Genomic DNA, 19941 nt, shown 5'->3' with positions numbered 1-19941 from the left:
TCCTTGGTCAAAGTCACGTGCAGCCACTGCGCCGCATCAGTCAGGACTCAGTTCCACTTTCACATCCCTTTCCGGGCTTTTTTGCTTGAGAGTCTCGAACAGCCAGTGTCTCCCATCGAACACACGCGGAGGCGGAAAAGACCATGCCAGATGTGCAATCGCACGCCGAAGACATTCACGAGCAGTTCGCCGACCAGATGGAGATCACTGTCGAGGAGGTCGAAGAGCGCCTCGACACGCTCGTCAACGAGTATCAGGTTCCCATCGACGAAGCGCGCCGCAGCGTCACCAGCAGCTACTACGATGAAGCCGATGCCGATCCGGAATCGGTGGGTGACGCAAACGAACAGCGCGAGATCAGCAGTGTCAACACAGCCGAAGAATGGATCGACATCACCGCGAAGGTCGTCGAACTCTGGGAGCCACGGAGTGATTCCATCGCGCAGGTCGGCCTCGTTGGTGACGAAACCGGCCGGATCAAATTCACCTCGTGGGCGAAATCCGACCTATCCACGCTCGAAGAGGGTGCCGTGTACCAGCTGGGGAACGTCGTCACCGATGAGTATCAGGGCCAGTTCTCGGTGAAACTCAACCGGACCACTACCATCGAGGAAGTCGACGAGGAGATCGAGGTCGGCGACAACACCACCGAAATCGAGGGTGCACTGGTGGATATCCAGAGCGGGAGTGGGCTGATCAAACGCTGTCCCCACGAGGACTGTACACGTGTGCTTCAGAACGGCCGCTGTTCCGAGCACGGCGAAGTCGAGGGTGAGTTCGATCTCCGAGTCAAGGGTGTCCTCGACAACGGTAACGAGGTCCACGAGGTGATCTTCAACCGGGAGATGACCGAGGAATTCGCGGATATTACGCTCGATGAGGCGAAAGACCGTGCGATGGACGCGTTGGATACCACTGTTGTGGCTGACGACATCAGTGAGAAGGTTCTCGGTCGATATTATCGAATCAATGGACCTGAACTCGGCCGATACGTACTGGCCGATGAGTTCGAGCAGCTCGGCGCTCGCACGGATTCTGAAGAAGTGCTGATCACAGCGAGGTCGCTGTAGATGAGCGCGAGTTCAGACGCGAGCGAGTCGGCGGGACGGGAGGTCGCCAAGCGATTGTTCGCCCGCGAGTTCAACGATGCGACGTACACGTTCAAAGAATCCGAGGATGAACTCGCGCCGAACTACACGCTACTCCCGACAGGTGACCGTGTCAACCGGCTGTTTTTCGCGGGCACGCTGACCGAGACCAACGATGTTGGATCGGATTCAGAGTACTGGCAAGGGCGCGTGGTCGATCCAACGGGAACGTTCTACATCTACGCGGGCCAGTATCAGCCAGAGGCGGCGAGTACGCTGCGACAGATCGAGACACCGACGTATGTGACGGTGGTTGGGAAACCCCGCAGCTACGAAACCGACGACGGCGACACGAACGTCGCCGTGCGGCCGGAGTCGATCACCCAAGTGGATGAACCGACCCGCGACCGCTGGGTAGTCGAAACTGCCGACAAGACCATCGACCGACTCGAAGCGTTCGACGCGGAGATCAACGACTACGCGCAGATGGCACGTGACGAGTACGGCGAGCGGCTCAGCCCGTATCGGGAGGCGACTATCGAAGCGCTGGAAAGTCTCGATGCTACCGATGCTTCGGCGGCTGCCACCACAAGTGAGGCAGCATCGGATGCTGTGGGTAGTGACTCGGTTGCTGACGATACCGAACAGGCCGACGAGGATGCTCACTCCCCCGGTGAGACTGGTGAGAGTGTCGGGAGCGACGAAAGCGTCGAGAGCGAAGAGAGCAATGCTGATGAATTCTCAGGGGTTGAGGATTCGTCCGAAGATACTGGACTCGGCGAGTACGAATGAGACAGTGTCGCCGCCTGCTGACCAACGAGAGTGTCGTACGGAAGGAGTTGATACGTCCCGTATGAACGGGCCGCGGCGAATTCCACCGTTCGCCGAAGACGCTCTTGCGGTGCTCCAGGAGACGGTCGGTGATGACGACGAGGGGCTGTTGAACGACGCGGCGACCGCTGTACTGGTCGCTGACGAGCGGTTTGCGGAAGCCGACGCCGAATACGCGCTCGACGTGTTGCAGAGTCGGGGCTATATCTACTACGTCGACGAGCAGGTCTACATTACCCCAACTGACGACTGACCAGTGGACAACGATAGCAGATATGACTCTACGTCGCTGCATGATTCGGCTGGATGAGAGATCATCCGCCGACAGAGAATCCCTGTTTCAGTCCTTGAACTGGGGTGATGGACTTACTTGCTGGTAGGCCTGACTGCGGGATATGGATGTTCCTGAGCTTCCAGCATCGGTGAGAGTGCAGCTGACCGACGGCGACACGCTCCGTGGGACGCTCCTCGAAGAGCAGTCGGATGGGTGGCTGCTTGACGAAGAGAGCGGCCGCTTGATCCACGTGTACTCGGAGGAGGTTGATCAGATCACCCCGCGTGATGAGTCGGAATAGCGTCCCGCGGTGGGGAGCAATTGAGATTGTACTTTCATCTCGATTGCAGGGCAAGTCGGCCGCGGCCACTGCTCCACCGACCGAGGCGCGTATCTGTTCGGACAGAGAACCGACTATCGCCGCCCTCGTGTGGGAGGCATCGGTCCTCGCTTGGGAGGGGTCGGTTCCCTCCTGGCTCCTGCTACCCGATGCGTAGCCGGACACATTGCGTTCCGAATGAAAATCCTGCGTCCCATCGGTGATTTCTCTCTCTCTCTGTCGGTATGTCTTTGAGGGCCAGTTGGTCTAGGGTGTGCGGTCATGCGAGAACACGTTGCCGATGGGTGACATCTGCACGCGATGTTTGTACGTGTCCGAAAACGTGTGGGTGCGGAATTCGATAATCCAGTCATTGTTCTCCCGTCTTGCGTCCAATATCTCGCCAAGCTCACCGACACATTCGTCGTCAGCATAGTCCTTCGCTATCTCAACCGCTGTGTCCGTGTCCGTTATCTCGTCCCCCATAGAGACAACTTGGGTCTCTACGACAATAGATGTCCAGCGAACTGCTTGATACGACAAAGAGAGCCACTGATAGTCGTCCACACCACCGCTTCCGTTGCTTCCACAGCCCAGCGGATGCATCACTGTTCTGCCCAACCAGAAAGTTGAGTTCGGGTAAGAGCGAACAGAAGGATATGCCAACGGGTGAAACGAGCCTGCTCATGCGTTGCGTCCAGTGTGGCGAGTTGTACCCGGGATCGCCCACGGACGACGGTGAGCTTATCCCGGATGGCGCGGCGAGCGGTGGGCGATGTCATCAGTGCGGTGGCGACGAGTTTGAGCAGGTGACGCTTCCATCCGTGTGATTATTAGCGCTTGTTTCGGGGGTTCCGTCACACCGAATTTCATGTGTAGACTGCTGAGAAACGGTGTTCATCCCATAGATTTATGCATATGACTTTCCATATATGGATCGTCGTATGGATTCCACTATGCGCGCGGCAGCGTTCCTCGACAAAGGGGGAGTCGGAAAGACCACCACCGTCGCCCACGTTGGAGTTGCGCTCGCTGATGAGGGGTATCGTGTATGCTTGCTCGACCTCGCTGGCAAGCAGGGTGATCTCACCAAACACTTCGGCCTCTGGCAGCAGGCCAAAGAGAGCGACGACTGGCCAAACATCACGACCGTCTTCCAAGACGAGTGGGACACGATAGCCGAGCAATTGCCGGATGCGGTGGACCAACTCATCATGCCGACTGGGGAAGGTCCCGACCTGATTCCGGCCCACGAAGGTCTCGATGGTCTCGAAAGCCTGCTCGGGAGTATCGACGATCCGAGTGAGCGCTACGCTCGGCTGGATCACTTTCTGACGGAGTACCTTGACGAGCGCTACGACGTGCTCTTACTCGACCTTCCGGGAAGTACGTCGAACATCGCGTACAACGGATTGTGGGCCGCCCGGCACGTTATCACTCCCGTCCGCGCGGGGCCGTTCGAGCAGGAACAGATGGCTCAGTTGGAGGCTGATCTTGACGAGATACGTGCCGGCCAAGAGATCGACATCACTCTCGCGCTGGTGCTCATCAACGAATACGACGAGCGCCAGACGATTGATCGCGAGCTATTCGAGCAGTTGAATGACGACTACGGCGAGGTGCTGGCACCGGAACAGATACCGAGTTCGCAGGACATCACGAACGCCCAGCAAGAGGGTCAGACGATTTTCCAGCTAGAACAACCGTCGCAGACCGCACAGCGCGCGCTCGCGGCCTATCGGGAAAACGCGCGTACACTCATCGACCGCGCACCCGCGCTGGCAAAGGCCGAGACCGAACCGGAGGCGGGTCAACTATGAGCGAAGACAGCGGCGACGTTGACCTCGAATCACTCCGCGAACAGACCGAAACCGGGAATCGCCTTCAAGAAGACGCAGCGAACGCGAACACCGAGGACACCGATGCGTTCAAACAGACGCTCATCGCAGCACTCGCGGAACGGCAGGAAGCGGGGAGCCAGCGAACAGTATCGTTCTGGGACGGCGAACTCGCGGGGTTGCTCGATGCACTCGAATCCGATCCCGACCGATTGCGCGCGGTCGGTGTGGAACTGCAAGAGGCACTCGGACGCGACCCCGATCCCGAAGCGATTGACCGCAGTGAAGTCGTCCAACTTGCCACACGCCTTGGGTTTCAAGAGGCTGACCCTGACCTCGTTGAATCGTGGCGCGAGGCGGTTGGAGACGCTGCCAAACAGTTATAGGGATCCATATATGGATAGCAATATGGAACATTATATGCGCAGAGATACAGAATACAGTCGACAGCAGCGGGAGAGTCGATAGTATGGGCAATCCGTTCTACGACGATGTTGACGATACGTTCCGCGGTGTGCGCGTCCGCGTTCACACAGACGAGCACATCTACGAGGGATGGTGCGGGCGCTGGCACTACAATGAACATGGAGTTCTCGTGTACGATGCCGAACGCGATGACGGTGAGCAGGTCGGTGCGCTCACAGTCTCCAACCCGGAGACGGTCGAACGCCTCCCACCAACGGACCCTATCGAGGAGGTCCGCGTTACGGACATCGCTCCGTCACCGTACACCGAACGGTCGATGGACGACGCCGACCACGAGAAGTTCGTGAAGCTCACGCGCGATCGCGGACATCTACTCACGTATCCGACCGTGCGCCGAGTGGCGGACGACAAGCAGTGCGACCACAATCGTGCCTACGAGGTAGTAGCGGGCCATCGGCGATTCGAGACCGCCCGGCGTGCAGACCTCGACACGATTGCAGTGCGGGTGGCGGACCTCGACGCATGGGAGGCAGTCAAGCGGTTCGTGGACGATCACGTGGCGATTCAGGGCGGTGACGAGCGGCACATGTACGGTCAAGAGGAAATCGATGGGATGCTCGCACAGTTGCGAGATGACTGGGCTGACGACCGCCTCCGTGAGATGGGGGTACTCGCGCCGTATCTCGAAGAGAAACTGGCTTCAACACGTCGGGAAGGGATACGGCAGGGCTATCTCACCGACGGCAGAGGAAGCGAATGAGTGACGACAAGTGTCCGCTTCCAGTAGCGGTCAACAACTCCATGACTAACAATCATCCTCTGCGGGCGGAGATATAGTGTGCCAGAAACTACCTACACTGATTGGGTTGAGTACTCCCACGCTCAACTTCGGTTCGTTCTCGAAACCGAGCGTGGGACACCCACCCGATTCCTCGTCCAACTCGAATACTGCGTCGACGGTGGGTGGCAGCCAGTCGTTCACTTTGACCACAACCCAGAGGGCACCTATGGCCACGATCTTACTGAAGAAGGCCTCCACATGGACATCTACCGTGATGGAGAGCAACACCTCGTCCGAGAGGATTTCCCACCCGTAGAGTTATCAAACGCGCCCGACTACTGTGAATCGTACATCAAAACCGAAGCGTCTCGACTACTCAGGAGGTACGAACAATGGCACAATCTCACGACGGATCGATAATCGACGACCGCGACCTCGACATCTCGTTTGATCGCGACGACCTCCCCAAAGGCGAGGCTCGTCTCGTTATTCACGAGGACGGTGTGACCACCGTCATTCAGGGTGATGCTGAGAAGGTCGAACAGCGGTTCAAACAGCACCGTGCTGATGACCTCGGTGTGACGGTCGAAGAGTTGAATGCCGCCATTGAGGAGTACCCGATGCCTGACAGCGACGAAGGATTAGTGCCTGCCGAAGATTTCTATGACGAAAGCGCGTAACTCCGTACTAACGAGGATATGCGTCACAAACCAGTTTTGAACGCCTAGCCCTGCGTAATGTAGCGATTCAACAAGGCTTTTTCCGACGGAATCCGAGACCTGAAAGTGAACATCGGTATCCTACTTCTCGCACTCCTGATCGGTGGCGTCTTTGGATATCTATGGTCTTTCGATATGGTTCAACGCATCGGTAACGGGGTTATGATGGTCTCCCTTGGGATTCTTCTTTTCGTGATCGGCGTACAGCTTGGAACCGACGAGCGGATTCTCCGAAACGTGAATACAATCGGTGGGGTTGCGCTTGTATTGTGCATTGGGAGCGTTATCGGGAGCATCGTGTGTGTCTACCTCGCTGCCGGAATCATCGACCGGGTATCCGACGTATCGCTGGCGAGCCGGAACTCCCCTCCGCATCAACCATCGGACTCACCGGCCGATGGCTTCGAGTGGAGGACGATGGCGCTCGTACTCGTTCCGTTGGCGGTTGGCGTTGGTGTTTCGATAGTCGGACTTCCCGGATCCATTGTCCGAACGCTGGAGTCGGCGTCCGAGTACGTACTCCCGGTGTTGTTGTTCGGCGTCGGCATTACTGTCGGAAGCGACAGCGGTGTGTTGACTTACACCGCACAGATTGGCTGGGGAGTGCTTGCGATCCCCCTGCTTGTGGCGGTGGGGAGCATCCTTGGCGGCGTCCTCTCGGGGATCGCTATTGGCTTTCCCGTTATCGATAGCGCGGCGGTCACGGCAGGATTCGGATGGTACAGTTACGCCGGCGTCGTCGTTTCGAACCTCGGAGGGATAGAGTTGGGGGCGGTCGCGTTTTTGGCGAATTTCTTTCGAGAACTCATCACGTTCTTTCTGCTTCCGTTCATCGCCAAGTACCTTGGTGGAATGACGAGTATCGCGCCGGGCGGCGCGACGACAATGGATGTGACGCTGCCGATGGTACAGCGTGTTTCCGGCGAGAGGTTCGTGGTGCCGGCGCTGATCAACGGTATCGTTCTCTCGGTGTTCGCGACGCTTTTCGTTCCGGTCATCCTGACCGGCGGTGTCGGTGGATGAATCGTCAAAGCCGCTTCTTTTGCTGATGATTTGAGCGGTATAGACCTTAGTAGAGAAACTGATAGATTTGCGGTGAGTTGAGCGTCGGTAGAGCTGTTTGTGAGGCACTTATTGATTTTATTGAGAGTTCGAAACAGACGGTTGGCTCGATTTTCTGGATCTGCCGCCAACAGTTTCGAGTGGATTCATCTCCAGTGACTGCGACGGAGATATTCCAGAAGCAGCTGTCTGGAGCGTCCATTCGACACTGGAGCATGACTGAAGACTGCGGGTCACTCAGGGTTGGCCCGAATGAACAGATACGCACTGAACCCGCCGCCGAGCACGGCGAAGACGGCCAGCAACGCGAATAGAACCAATGGTGAGAAATAGGTGAGAACCGCCCCGGCGAGCGAGGCGGCGAGTGCCCCAACGCCGAAGTCGCCAAGATAGGTGAATCCATACGAGAGTCCACGGGCCGCAGGCGGGGTGTATTCGGCAACCGACGCCTGATAGAACGGCTGGATATAAAATAGGACGAACCCGAATACGGCAGAAAGCACGAGCAATGGTCCGAGACCGGCGTTCGCCGCGGGGAGATAGCCAATAGCGAGCAACGCCAGCGCGAGAAAGCCAGTGATGAGACCAGCCTCAACCGGAATCCGGTCGGTGAGTTTCCCGCCGGTGTACTGGCCGAGTATTCCCATGGCGAGCAGGCCAGCGAAGACGTAATTGCCCGGTTCGAACGTCGCTCCGAAGGCCTGAATCGGCTGAATTGCACTGAATCCAGCGAATAGCTCCGGTAGGAATGTGAGCGAGCCGCGATAGTAGAGTCCGTAGCTCATTACCATTCCAAACACGATGACGAACGCGCTCGCAAACAGGAGCTTCGAGGTTCCAATGAACTCGTCCATCGATTCCACGCCCGTATCAGCCTGCCCTCCATCGGTCACCGCACCGACGGCTGCAGTCTCATCGATATCGATACGAGCGGCGAGTATGGCTCCCGCAAGCGCTGGCAGTGCAAGTACGAGCGCCACAAGCCGCCACTCGTCATTGAACACTACCAGGAGCAGCGTTGACAGCAGCGGACCGACGGCGGTGCCGATGTTCCCTGATATTCCGTGGTAGGCAAAAACGTCGCCGCGGGTGTTCGCCCCTTTCGTGATGAGCGTCAATCCTGCTGGATGGTGGACGCTTGCCGCGGCTCCCCAGATAGCGAGCACGAGCGCCAGCACGGGGAGATTCGGCGCAGCACTAACCCCGACGAAAGCGATTCCCATGCCGACGAGACAACCGACCAACAGCGGCTGTGAGCCAACGCGGTCGGCGAGGATTCCCGAGGGAAGCGAGCCAATGCCATACAGTGCGAGACCGACAGTGACAGCGCCGCCCACGAGCGCCGTCGTCGCATCGAACTGTGCAAGCCAGACCGGGATGAAAATCGGGATGGCGAACTCGTAGGTGTGCACCAACGAGTGCGAAAGCACCACGAGACTGGTGATCGCCCGGTCGTTGTGATCCATACTGTCCATTAATCGATGGGAGCTATGGTCCATGAAACCGCTGATTGCGCTAATCAGCTGAGAAAGTAATCGCTCAATAAGTCGATAAGAACTTCACTAACTCGGAGGGGGCACGATTCTCAAGGATGGATATGAGATTGCTGACTCACTCCTAGCCGATTTCGGGGTTAGTACACAACCCCGACACTCCACCGAACCCCACCCCTCTATCAACCGCTCTCGCACCGATTCTCTCTCTCACCCACCGAAATCCTGACAGTTAAATGTCGGGGTTGCCTAGAGAACCCCGACACGATAATGCGAATCGAACGTACCGCTAATCGCCAGTTCAAGAAGTGTTGGCTCACAACCGACGAGTACCAAGCTCTCCGCCGGACAACCACCGCCTACCGCGACGAGCTTATCATCCGTCTCGGCGGTGAGGTCGGCCTGCGCTCGTTCGAGATACCACAGATCACCCCGCAGCACCCACGCCGAGAGGTCATCAACGACGGCAGCTACCACTTCCTGCGCGTGCCCGAGGGCAAAGACACGACCGGCAACGGGGGCAAGCCCCGCGATGCATACCTCCCACGAAGCGTCGAACGCGACCTCCACCGCTACCAGCGCGCCGAGGACATCGCCAGTGACGACGCCTATATCGACCTGACGCGCCGCTCGGTCCAGCGCATCGTCAAGACCATTGCCGAAGAAACCGCCAACCGAACGGGCAACGACGACTTTCAACAGGTGTCATCGCACGACCTTCGGCGATACTTCGCGCACACTTGCCTCGTCGAGAAACGGATGAATCCCCGCGTCGTCATGGAGATCGGCGGCTGGGATGACTACCAATCGCTTGAGCCGTATCTGAACAAGCCCAGCCCTGAAACTATCGTTGGCGAATTCGAAACCGCTGATCTCGCGTGAGCGCGACACTCCCCTATCGAAATGTATGCTTCACTCAGACAGCGCGAAATAGTTAGCGAACCGACGAACAGTCGGAGATGACAGTCTCAATTCGTGGGATCTTGGCGGAACTGGGAGATGAGCGATCCTCCCGAACGACAGTTCCAATGCGTCGGCGTGAGTGGCGTGTGGGCCATCGGCTCGGCCGATGGCACACACCGCCACGACACGAACGGAAACGTTCGCCCCGCTGCACGAGGAGTCAGCAGCATACGCCCGGCAGTGCTGGGGGATTCTGGATCCGGACCACGAGCAGCAGCCAGTATCGTGGCGAGCTGAACAGCTCGCCTCGTACTGGTTTGCCCACCCAGCGCATGCAGACGTGGAGGCGTTTCTCTGCTGGCTTCCGATCACGATCGGCGGCACGCCGATCGACGATCCCTACCCCGCGTGGCACACCAACACCACCGACTTCGAACTCGTCACCCGGCTCCACCTGATCCGCCTCTACCACAACTGGGATCACGAAACGGCCCTCTGCACGTATCTCGACGCCAATCCCGAGCGACTCGACGCGCTCGGCGTCGAGTCTCGGCCAAACCAGTCGACGCTGTACACCACCTGGCATGATCGCTTCACCGAACCCTATCGCGAGGACCTCATCCAGGCTGTCGAAGCCGTTGTCGAGATCGCCCGCGACCACGACGTTTCCGTCCCTGAGCGTGGCTTTACCACCGACGAACCCACGGACGACGATCCCAGCAGGAGCGCGCGATCCCAGCGACGGCTCGCAACCAAGACCGCCAAAGAGGTCTGGCAGACTGCCCGGCCACTCGTCGGGCCGGTCGTCAACTTCGACCGGCCCGACGACACAGAGATCCACGACAACGCCTTCCTGGAGTTACACACCTTTCTCGGCTGTCGACAAGATCTCTGTGCCGAGACCGGCGCGGTCGATTTCACCCTGGAGACAACCCGAGAGCGAACGCCAACTGGTTCGTATCACCGCAACTGCATCCGCTCGTTGACGATCAACCAACAGCGACGGAATCACCGCGAGGCGATGACCGAGGTCATCGCCCGCGCGAGACAACAGGGGAAGCTGAACCGCAACCAGCACGTCGCGATCGACATTACCGAAGGCGATCCGTTTCGCGGAAAACGAGACACAGAGGCGTTGAAGAACCAAATTCTCGGCACCAAGGAAAATAACAGGGAGGTCGCGTACCAGTACGCGACCGTCCAGATCGTCGGCACCGAGATGCCAGTTGTCCTGGATGGGATTCCGGTCGTGAGAGGGATGGAACGGGCGACGATCGTCGAAGAACTGCTCAAACACGCCACCGAAATGGTCTCTATCGACCTCGTCCTGATGGATCGAGAGTTCGATAGCCAGGGCGTCAAGGACGTCTGTGAGGCCTACAACGTCTCCTACCTGAATCCGTCGAGAATGTACGGAGACGAGAAACGGACCGCCAAGGATCTGTGTCTGGACGAGATTGCCATCGAGAGAGACGCTGCCGCGGCGGCCGGCCGGCGGCCGCCGCGAAAGCGTGTCTGGGTTCCGAGAGCCAACGTTCAGAGTGACGAGTTGCTGCCAGACGGGGGTACACCGCCGGACGAGGCCGAGGAACAGGACGCCGACACCGAGTCGGCGTCCGATCCGATCACGACCAAAGCGGCGATCCGCAAAGAACTGGTCGAGAACTTCCTCGACATCTTCAACGAAGATGACGAGGAATCAGTCGATTGGTCCCTCGACGAGGATCTCGTCGATTCGAAGGAGGAAGCGTCCTACAGAGAGACGTACGCCGTCGACGACGACGGCGTCCATCACGTCGTCTTCGAGACCAACCATCCCGATCTGGACCTCACAGAAGGGGAAACAAGCGAAATTGCGATCATCCACAAGATCGCGCGATTCACGCGTCAGTACGCCAATCGCTGGGGTATCGAGAACGGCTACAGGGCAACCAAGTCGTTCATGGCTGATACCACCAGTACAGACCATCGCTACCGATTTTTCAATTTCATCTTCGCGTGTTTGCTGTACTCGCTGTGGCGACTCGTGGACATGCTGGTGAAACGCTCGCTCGGCGACGAGCGAGCGGCCACTCGCGTGCGTGGATCGACATTCCTCACAATCGCCAAACAGTACTACGGTGTCGATCCGCCAGACTAATCGCCTGACGGCCGTCGGGTCCGACCGGCGGGCCAGCGGCCGCGCTGGCCCGCCTCCCCCGAATCACCGGAACTTACGTACTGGACCTGGCATTTCTTGGGTTGGTCGTGACTGACCGTGCAATTTCGGACCGATTTGCAACCGAATCGATCCTCGAAACGGTCGAATTCTCACGCATTGAGTGCTCTATCTTGGCCAGCTGAACCGACGCAATTAGTATAGCGAAATATAATACAAGCGTCCCACAATTCATGATCGACGACAGCCGCCATCTCGCCGACACGGAGGATCGATCGGACGACCACCAGCATGCGGTCGAACCTTGCGAACACGGGATTGAGTGCGCCCAGCACAACGAGAGCAGGCAAGCCCGCCGCGAAACGGCATGGGACTGCTACGAGTAACCGATGTCGGCAGAGTGGCCGCCAGCACCGCCCGAGGGCTACCGTCATCATCATCCGTTCTAGGCTAATCCCGACGTGACCGAGATGAATTGGGCTGGAGTCTGCTCTTCAGCAGGAGAACGGGACTGTTCGTTGGCGATGATTACGGGATCAGTATGTTCTCAGGAGCGCTCACGGCGGTGAGCGCTCCGAAATCCTCGATGAACGCGAGTGCTGTAGCTGGGGAGTCCCGCGAATCCAGTCCACTCACGCTGGATTACGCGAGGTCAGCGTCAAACGGTTGGTCGTGTCGCAAAGCGGTCTAGACTTCGGTAGCAACTGACTCCCCTCAGGAAGGGGTTGTCTCTGGTGACCAAACCGAGACCACCCCATGCACGCTGAAATCAACGTGCGGTTCGAACTCAGTACCGACGACGACAAAACCATACCGCTCGCCGTACTCGCCGAGTTCGTCACCGACCAGAACATCGAATCGGTACTTCTCGAAGAACTGGTCGAGAGCCTCGACGCGGGCCGCGTCGAGGCGCTCTGTGGTGAAAAATACGCCCACGGCAACGGTGATAAGCGGTTCCAGCGCCGCGGCACCGACCCCCGCACAGCCGTTACAACCGCCGGCGAGCACGAGTTCGACCTCCACTACGTCGAAGATACAGCCGCTGACCACGACGAACCGAGCTATCTTCGGCCCGTCGAAGACGTCATCGACTTCGACGGGCAGAATCGCTATCAACAGGATATCGCGGCCAAGAGCGTCGATCTCGCTACCTCTCTCAGCTATCGAGATGCCGCCGATCACGGCGACGGCTTCGTTTCGATGCCGTCGCCAGATACCATCAACCGCCGTGCCAAAGAGTACGGCACCAAGCTCAAGCAATTCCTTCCGGACTGTGTTGGCGGAACGGACGCTGACGCTGTCATCGCCGACGGGACGAAGTGCCACAGTCAGGACAAAGACCGCTCATACCACTCCGTCCAAGCAACGCTTGGCGAGGATACTGCCGAGGACTCACACTCCTTGCTGGATCTGTCGGTCAACGCTAACTGGGACGAGACAGCAGCCGCTCTCGACGATATCAACGCAGTCACTGACGACGCTGCGGTCGTCAGTGACGCAGATACCAGTATCGTCACGGCGTTTACCAACGAAAACCGCGAGCATCAGCTCGACCTCGTCCACGTCGGCCGGACGCTAGGCTACAACCTCTGGGATGACGGCGTGTTTTCCCTGGAGCGACGCACCGAGATCGTCACAGAAGTGATCGACGAGGTGTTTCATCTGAAGAACTCGGTCGCCAAGCACCGCCCCGAGGAAGAGTTCGCCGCGATCCGCGAACGGATCGCGCGAACGACCAAGCGCATTGAGAAGACAGCGTGGCAGCTCTCGCAGTACGGTTCGAGGAAGGCTGCGGGGTATCTTCGGCGGTGGCTGCCGTCGATAGTGACGTTCGCCGAGCAGGCTCTTGAGGGGTTCGAGGTGCCGTGGACCTCGAACCCCGTGGAACGGGCGATGGGAGAAGTCGCCAAGCGCTGCAAGAACCAGTGGATGCGCTGGACAGAGGCCGGATTAGAGGCGTTGCTCCAACTCAGGCTCGTGAAATACGCCAATCCAGACTACTACCGAGCGTTCTTCGACGAACTCCTCACCCGCTCAACCAAAACAACCATGAGCTGTGACCTCACAGTCGAGGCTACCAGAGGCAAAGTCTAGAGGACTTTGCGACGCGACCAATCGATGAGGACGAGGTCTTCGTCGGGATGGTCCTCGCGGTCGCGGATATTGAGCGCAAGCCCGTAGCCCGACAGATGCTTGCACCACTTCGCGGCGGTGTCGCGGTCGGTCCATACGTCGGCGTTCTGCGCGCTGACGAACTTGTCCGGCCAGTCGGGATTCAGCCACGGCGCACGCGGAACCTTCCGTCCGTCGTCGGTTTCCTTCCATGCGTGCCACGCCTCGCTGCGGTCGGTGGGATATACGTCATGCTCGCTCCTCGGCGCGTCGTCGATCATCCTCCGACCACCTCCCAGCTGCACTCACCACACTCGCCGATGTGGTTGTGATGGTCAGTTGGCGTGACCACGTTTGTCTCGGCTTGGCAAGATCGTTTGACTCAGCGAACTGTGGCTAAAATCCCCAGAGACTCTGTATTCGTTTCACCATAGCTGGATCTACGAACTAACATCCAATAAAAACCATATTGATCGTTTGCTGGAGTATATATTTTGGCAGCTGGAACAAACGAAATCGCGAAAGAAGTCCATGAGAACTCACGCACCAGTTCATGTAGTTGCTCCCGTCGTTCCGCTCGCGGGAGCGACGGGGCAACCCTGTCGTTGATTTCGAGCAACGTTTCCACGAGGTACGCTTCTTTGGCGTGATCGAGGCGGACGCTCAGTCCGCCTCGTTCGTCCCAAAAAGCTACATTTGCCCGTTCAGCGAACGTTACCAGCGTCCACGCGAGGAACACTAACTGGACGTAGCGCTCGATTGCCTGTTTTCGCTCTAGCTGGTACTGCTTGAAGCCAAACTTCGCGTTCGATTCCTCGTGGACCGTCTCAATGTTCCACCTGTGTTCGACGCGTTCGAGGATCTCGGCCGCTGACCGGCCGAGATCCGTACTCAAGTAGTGCCGAATCGTGTCCTCGGTCTGGCTTGCGACGACCTTTACTGGACCAACGCCTTCGATTTCGACGACCTCGCTCGCGACGTCGTAGGTTTTCTCCTTCCCACGAACGGTGATCGTTGTCGATTCATACTCCAGCGTCGACGCGAAGGCGTCGACGCGTTGGGTCCAGACGACACCCTGTGGCGAGACGTGTTTGTCGGATTTCAGCCGACAGACGACATCATGGCCCTGATTTTGGATCGTAGCGACTCTTTCGTCACCGTAGTACGCGGCGTCGAAAACAACTGTGAGAGCCGCTCCAGCCGGCAGCTGGAGCGGCGTCACGATCTCTTCGACGGCGATCTCGGTCTTTTTCTTGAACGGTTCGTCGAAATCCGGTGCGAGATCCTCTGGAACGTACATCCGCGCGAGATACGGAACGTAGACGTCGCCGATCTGGAGGCAAGACGTGACGATCTTGTTGCCTAGTTCGGTCTCAGCAGCGACGGGATTGTACAACCGGGCGACGCCATCGGTGGCGTCGCCGGTTTTCGGAGCGAACGTATCGTCGATGTGAAGGAGTACGTCGTCACCAGCACCGACCTGAAGTTGGTCAAAGACGTACTCAGCGTGGAGCTGAGCGAGATCGGTGGCCGACCAGTCGGCACCACCGAAGAAGTAGTCGTAGGCTCTGCGGGATTTCGCGTCCGCGTCGGGACGCGAAATCCCTCGGGAGAGTCCACTCACGGTCCACTGCGTTTCACTGTGAATCAGCGCACTCACGAGGTGCTTGAACGAATCGACGTTGCGGCTGTCGGAGAATGCTGACTCAAACGTCGAGAAAGCTTGTTCGAACCACGGCGGAAGATGAGTAACACCGAGCACGGGACGAAGACATCAGGACTACACCGGCAACCGCCGTTCGGTCTCATGACCTACTGCTCGCTGACCAGTCAGCGAGCGTAATGTAGAGTTGCCAAGCCGAGGTTTGTGTGCTCAACAAAACGTGAGGATCTGCCATGGTACGGACACGTCTGAGTCATGGCGCAGTCTCCTGCGTCTCGCTGCGCACCTCGGGACGCTTTCGGGTGGCGAGTCGCACAGCGATATCACGATCGCCGAACACTGGGCCGGTGCGTCGGTTGTGGCCGTCTTCGCGCTCGACTAGCGCACCGCCTGCCGGGCAGTCCTCTCCTCGGCACTGATAGTTGTGATATGCGGTTCCGTTGCCCTGCCACGCGCTCGACAGGCGTTCAGCGGTGCCGCGACAGCCGGCACACCTGATGGTTTCGGGAGCCTCGGCGTCAAGAACTCGTCCGAACGCACCGACTAGCATGAGGCCGCCACCCCCTGCTGGTCGCTGTCGCTCGCGGTTGCAGGTTCGATAGTCGTGGCCGACGAGAGAGCGCAAAAACCACCACTCTCATGTCGGCTGCGGTCGTACACAGCCATGGGTTTGTTTGGTGCAAACCCCGGTCCGGGTGGTGCTTTCACCCGGACACGCTCTCGTGTCCCGAGGGACCGGGGTTCTATTCCTTTTTCTTTGGGACCAAAGGTGATAAGTGTTCCCGTTATGTAAACACCCGGAACGATTATCCCATAAGCGCCATAAGACAAGGCATGAGTACACTATCAGTGCCCCCTGAACGAGATGATGAAACGGGCCGATACACGGCTTCATGGTCAGATGAAGATTTCCTCGAAGCTCTCCGAGATTGCGATGGAATAGCAGGAACGAGCGATGTAGCTGACCACGTGGGATGTTCACGACAGTCTGCGTATCTCCGGTTGAACGACCTCGCAGACAAAGATGCAGTCGAACGTCGAGAGATTGGTAACTCATTGACGTGGTTTCTGGTGGACGAATCTGACCACTGAGTTTTCTAGCGTCAATGCGATGTTCTGCAGCTTCCGTGGTGAATCCTGATTGGCTTGTAAATGACCATAGATCAGGTGAGCCGTAGCCTTTCTAGCTGAAGACGGTTGACCCCTCGTGGTCAACCGTCGTTTGGAGAGCCACCGTCCGCTGCGGCCACGCCATCACCGTCAGCTTTTGCGTTCTCGTACCACCGGCCGACTTCACCCGAGGAGGCGTCGGTGATTGAGACAACCGTCTCTTGGTCCGCATCCAGCAGGTCGCTGCACGTCTCTATCCCTTCTGCCGACAACCGCTCACCGTAGATGTTCCCAATTCCTTCAACATCTGTGATTTCGACCGACTCGGTGGATGATGCTGACCCGGTCGCCGACGGACCTGTCCCGTTCGATTGCGACGTATCAGTGGCAGATGTGGTCTTGGATTCTGTTGATGCCTCCGATGTTTCCATTGTCTCACTCTGTTCGACGCTGGCAGCCTGTCCACTTGGAGCATCGCCTTCGCCCACAGAGCCGGGCTCAGACTCGGGTTCGGGCGTCGGCGTCGGTTTGGATACGGTCTCACCGCTCGTGATCTCCAGCGCGCTCTCAAGCCAGTGGTCGACCTCGCTCGCGCTTGCAGTCGTGATTGACAACATTGCCCCTGGATCAGTCGCGAGCAGATCCTCTGGCGTCTCAATCCCTTCCGCGGAGAGTTGCTTGCCGTAGGTTCTCCCGACCCCTCCCACCTCCAGGAGTTCACTCAACTTGTCCTCTTCCTGCTCGCCAGTCGTCTCGCTCTTGTCGGCACACAGCGGCAGAGTCTCGATTTTCGTCCGTATCCACCCGTCATAGTCGTTCGTTTGGATGAGAGATTCGGAGTGGTCGTGCCCTCTTCCCGGCGTGAGTTCGTTCTTTGCTGTGTTGATCTGACCCGGTTCCAACCCGAATTTCGACAGCGTCTCGACATCCGTTTCGGGGCTGTAGAACACCTGCCGCATCGATGTCTGTTCGCGGATGACCTGCCGTTTGTTCTCCTGACCGGAACTGACTGAATCCAGTCGATGCACGAACTCTTCCGGTGATTGGGACACGCTCCACATGCAGGCCTCATACCGTGCCCACTCGCGTGACGCCCTCTCAAGCCATCTTACGATCCGCTTCGATCCGTACAAAACGTGTGCCTCGTCGATCATGAAAATCGTCTGACCGGGCGCTTGCTTGATCTTCTGCGTGATCTGCGAGAGGGCAATCTGTAGCCCGATCGACTTCTCAACGTTGGCATCGCCGGCAAACTGCTGCAGATCGAGATACGCCATTCGAACGTCCTCGTTCAGGAGGCTGTTCGAGCCTTCACCCATCAGATGAGTAAATCGACCTTCCCCGATCACTTCAAGCAAGCCGGTGAACAGCGCGTCGATATGCTTTTTCCGATTCTCGATCTCTCTCGTTGTTCCCCCCACCGTATGCGAATCTTCGCTGATACCGTCGTACATTGCCTTCGCCGTCTCAATATAATCATCAAGTGTCGGTGACGGCAATGCATGGGTCGAGAGATCGTCTTCCTTGATCCCTGCTCGTCGATAGGTCATCCCAGCGATGTATCGTGCTGTCTTATACTTATCGCCAATACTCACATTGCTCGTATTCCCGTCCTCACCCGCCATGAACTCCCCTGCTTGGGTGAGGCTTACGACCAACTGCGCTACCTCGTCTGTTTTTTGCGCGAAGGGGTTGTACCCCCCACTCGCCTCGTCAGCGATATCGGCTTTATTGTACCGGCTAGCGGGCCCATCCGCCATATCATCTTCCTCCCCCCAATACTCCTCTGGTGGGGCTTCGATGTGCATCGGATTGATCGGTTGACCGCTATCGATCACGATTCGCTCCCCGTCGCACAGATTCGTCAAGTCACCAAACCCGCTCTGGGTATCACAGACGATCAACGTGCGGTCATCGCGATCCAAAAACCACTCTGCAAGCGCTTCGATAACGAAATGTGACTTCCCCGCCCGTGACATCCCGATCGTGATGATATGCGGTGCCGTCCCGCGGTCAAACAGATCGAGGTATACTGGCTCGTCAGTATGTGTGTTCCGGCCCCAACGGATACCGTCCATCTCATCGTACGACATGCTCACGAACGGGAATATCGCACCCAGCCCTCCCGAAAACACGATCCGCTCTCGCGCTGGTGATGCCTTCTCGTTATACAGATCATCACCGAACGGTGATGCGGACATGAAGCACTCATGCTGGCTGTTCCCGGGGGCGACTGGCACACATTTCGCTGGTGGTGATTCGAGTTTCCGTTTCACCTTCTCGGCATCTTCATCGAGCTGACTTCGCGAATCCGCTCGAATCGTGATATACCCGTTCATATACCACGCGCGGGCGTTCCCCTCTGCCACGTTCTGGTGCGCACGAGTGTACGCCTCCCGCTTCGACTCGACTGTCAACGCCGACAACGGCGTGTGCTCCTCGCGTTCGATCCCCTCGGCGTCCACATCGAGTGCTTCTTCTTCGACTTCGCCTGCAGCTTTATGTCGGTGAATCGGGGTGGCATGGATTTTCGTGTCATAATTGACATCTGTCATCGTAAACAGCTCATCCAGGAACATCTCACTCGGATAGAGCGGCCATTCCGAAATCCAAAACGTTCGACAATACGTGTTCCCCAGACAAACGGTATCGCCATCGACATCGTACCCCCCGCGCGCAAGAATCCGCTCGGTCGGAGTCTGATGGTCTTCTCCCCAATCGCGTTTGAACAGATCCATCAATCCTGGCTCTGCTCTCTCCGGAAGCGATGTCCAGTACGCCCGCAGCACTTCAACATGCTCACGCGGCCCCACTCGTTCGACAGCGACACCGTCAATAGCTTCGAACGCTTGCTTAATGTTCGTCGCACGGTTTGCGAGAACGTCTTCCAACGGCTTGCCAGTGAGCACCTCTTCGGAATCGTCCTCCCTGCTACGGCTATTCTCCACGTCGGAGTGGGCGCTTCCATTGTCGGCCGTCGCGTTGGCATCACTGGGACGCTTCTGACCGTCCTCATCGTCAGCGTCGGACGAATCGTCTTGACTATCGGTATCGGTCGAGGTGGCGTCTGCGCCGTCGCTATCAGTCTTCTCACCATCGCTTCCGATCCCGAGTTTCGATTTGAGTGCTGATTTGGTGCGATGTTTCAGCTGTTTGTTCCGTGC

22 protein-coding genes are annotated in these 19941 nt (G+C 58.0%); 16 read left to right on the top strand and 6 right to left on the bottom strand.

The window, feature by feature from the left end; genetic code table 11:
• The first annotated feature begins 143 nt into the window (after positions 1–143).
• The 4 genes from MUK72_RS14600 (at position 144) to MUK72_RS14585 (ending at position 2494) form a co-directional block, all read left to right on the top strand.
• Positions 144–1070 (top strand): replication factor A, encoded by a 927-nt coding sequence (locus MUK72_RS14600; protein WP_244705808.1) that lies wholly within the window; start codon positions 144–146, stop codon positions 1068–1070.
• Positions 1071–1880 carry an RPA family protein gene (locus MUK72_RS14595; protein ID WP_244705806.1) on the top strand — a complete coding sequence of 270 codons (810 nt, stop codon included), beginning with the start codon at positions 1071–1073 and terminating at the stop codon, positions 1878–1880.
• A gap of 61 nt (positions 1881–1941) precedes the next feature.
• Entirely contained in the window at positions 1942–2172 is a 231-nt protein-coding gene (locus MUK72_RS14590) for a hypothetical protein (RefSeq protein WP_244705804.1), read from the top strand.
• A 142-nt stretch (positions 2173–2314) separates the two neighbouring features.
• Entirely contained in the window at positions 2315–2494 is a 180-nt protein-coding gene (locus MUK72_RS14585) for a hypothetical protein (protein ID WP_152420341.1), read from the top strand.
• Positions 2495–2779: 285 nt separating this feature from the next.
• Here the strand turns inward: MUK72_RS14585 and MUK72_RS14580 are convergent, their stop codons facing one another.
• The gene (locus tag MUK72_RS14580; protein ID WP_244705803.1) at positions 2780–3079 is read right to left on the bottom strand and encodes a hypothetical protein; all 300 of its coding nucleotides are present in this window, start codon (positions 3077–3079) and stop codon (positions 2780–2782) included.
• A 92-nt stretch (positions 3080–3171) separates the two neighbouring features.
• Here MUK72_RS14580 and MUK72_RS14575 point away from each other — a divergent pair, with 92 nt between their 5' ends.
• From MUK72_RS14575 to MUK72_RS14545, 7 genes are all read left to right on the top strand, one after another.
• A complete protein-coding gene (locus MUK72_RS14575; RefSeq protein ID WP_244705800.1) occupies positions 3172–3342 on the top strand; it encodes a hypothetical protein in 171 nt (56 codons plus the stop codon).
• A gap of 114 nt (positions 3343–3456) precedes the next feature.
• Positions 3457–4332, top strand: coding sequence for a ParA family protein (locus MUK72_RS14570; RefSeq protein WP_244705798.1), 876 nt, complete (start codon positions 3457–3459; stop codon positions 4330–4332).
• Positions 4329–4736, top strand: a complete 408-nt coding sequence (locus MUK72_RS14565; protein WP_244705796.1) for a DUF8115 family protein — start codon at positions 4329–4331, stop codon at positions 4734–4736. The genes MUK72_RS14570 and MUK72_RS14565 overlap by 4 nt, the downstream gene beginning before the upstream one ends.
• 83 nt (positions 4737–4819) lie before the next feature.
• Positions 4820–5536: a ParB N-terminal domain-containing protein gene (locus MUK72_RS14560; protein WP_244705794.1), complete on the top strand. Its 717-nt coding sequence runs from the start codon at positions 4820–4822 to the stop codon at positions 5534–5536.
• Between the two features lie 78 nt (positions 5537–5614).
• The gene (locus MUK72_RS14555) at positions 5615–5977 is read left to right on the top strand and encodes a DUF7718 family protein (RefSeq protein ID WP_244705792.1); all 363 of its coding nucleotides are present in this window, start codon (positions 5615–5617) and stop codon (positions 5975–5977) included.
• Positions 5950–6237, top strand: coding sequence for a hypothetical protein (locus MUK72_RS14550; protein WP_244705790.1), 288 nt, complete (start codon positions 5950–5952; stop codon positions 6235–6237). Before MUK72_RS14555 ends, MUK72_RS14550 begins: the two co-directional genes overlap by 28 nt.
• A gap of 105 nt (positions 6238–6342) precedes the next feature.
• Positions 6343–7299, top strand: a complete 957-nt coding sequence (locus tag MUK72_RS14545; RefSeq protein ID WP_244705788.1) for a LysO family transporter — start codon at positions 6343–6345, stop codon at positions 7297–7299.
• A gap of 272 nt (positions 7300–7571) precedes the next feature.
• On the opposite strand, the gene MUK72_RS14540 is transcribed toward MUK72_RS14545, so the two are convergent.
• Positions 7572–8813, bottom strand: coding sequence for an MFS transporter (locus tag MUK72_RS14540; protein WP_244705786.1), 1242 nt, complete (start codon positions 8811–8813; stop codon positions 7572–7574).
• 288 nt (positions 8814–9101) lie between these two features.
• On the opposite strand from MUK72_RS14540, the gene MUK72_RS14535 reads away from it, so the two are divergent.
• The 4 genes from MUK72_RS14535 (at position 9102) to MUK72_RS14520 (ending at position 13986) form a co-directional block, all read left to right on the top strand.
• Positions 9102–9713, top strand: coding sequence for a site-specific integrase (locus tag MUK72_RS14535; protein ID WP_244705784.1), 612 nt, complete (start codon positions 9102–9104; stop codon positions 9711–9713).
• A gap of 187 nt (positions 9714–9900) precedes the next feature.
• On the top strand, positions 9901–11874 hold the full coding sequence (locus tag MUK72_RS14530) for a transposase (RefSeq protein ID WP_244705782.1): 1974 nt from the start codon (positions 9901–9903) through the stop codon (positions 11872–11874).
• Between the two features lie 251 nt (positions 11875–12125).
• Positions 12126–12278: a hypothetical protein gene (locus MUK72_RS14525; protein WP_244705780.1), complete on the top strand. Its 153-nt coding sequence runs from the start codon at positions 12126–12128 to the stop codon at positions 12276–12278.
• Between the two features lie 370 nt (positions 12279–12648).
• Positions 12649–13986, top strand: coding sequence for an ISH6 family transposase (locus MUK72_RS14520; RefSeq protein WP_244705599.1), 1338 nt, complete (start codon positions 12649–12651; stop codon positions 13984–13986).
• Here the strand turns inward: MUK72_RS14520 and MUK72_RS14515 are convergent.
• The 4 genes from MUK72_RS14515 to MUK72_RS14500 form a co-directional block, all read right to left on the bottom strand.
• Positions 13983–14285: a hypothetical protein gene (locus MUK72_RS14515; RefSeq protein WP_244705778.1), complete on the bottom strand. Its 303-nt coding sequence runs from the start codon at positions 14283–14285 to the stop codon at positions 13983–13985. The two genes, MUK72_RS14520 and MUK72_RS14515, sit on opposite strands and share 4 nt — an antisense overlap.
• A gap of 101 nt (positions 14286–14386) precedes the next feature.
• Complete coding sequence (locus tag MUK72_RS14510; RefSeq protein WP_280518326.1) at positions 14387–15766, bottom strand: IS701 family transposase; 1380 nt, start codon at positions 15764–15766, stop codon at positions 14387–14389.
• 154 nt (positions 15767–15920) lie between these two features.
• Positions 15921–16217, bottom strand: a complete 297-nt coding sequence (locus tag MUK72_RS14505) for a hypothetical protein (protein WP_244705776.1) — start codon at positions 16215–16217, stop codon at positions 15921–15923.
• A gap of 661 nt (positions 16218–16878) precedes the next feature.
• A complete protein-coding gene (locus tag MUK72_RS14500) occupies positions 16879–19356 on the bottom strand; it encodes a VirB4 family type IV secretion system protein (RefSeq protein ID WP_244705775.1) in 2478 nt (825 codons plus the stop codon).
• Between the two features lie 123 nt (positions 19357–19479).
• Between MUK72_RS14500 and MUK72_RS14495 the strand changes: the two genes are divergently transcribed.
• Positions 19480–19908, top strand: a complete 429-nt coding sequence (locus MUK72_RS14495) for a hypothetical protein (protein WP_244705773.1) — start codon at positions 19480–19482, stop codon at positions 19906–19908.
• Positions 19909–19941: the final 33 nt, after the last annotated feature.

It is taken from the genome of Halococcus dombrowskii (assembly GCF_022870485.1).
Lineage (GTDB): Archaea > Halobacteriota > Halobacteria > Halobacteriales > Halococcaceae > Halococcus > Halococcus morrhuae.
The sequence above is the reverse complement of the archived record's forward strand: the minus strand, read 5'-3'. Positions and strand labels throughout refer to the sequence as shown.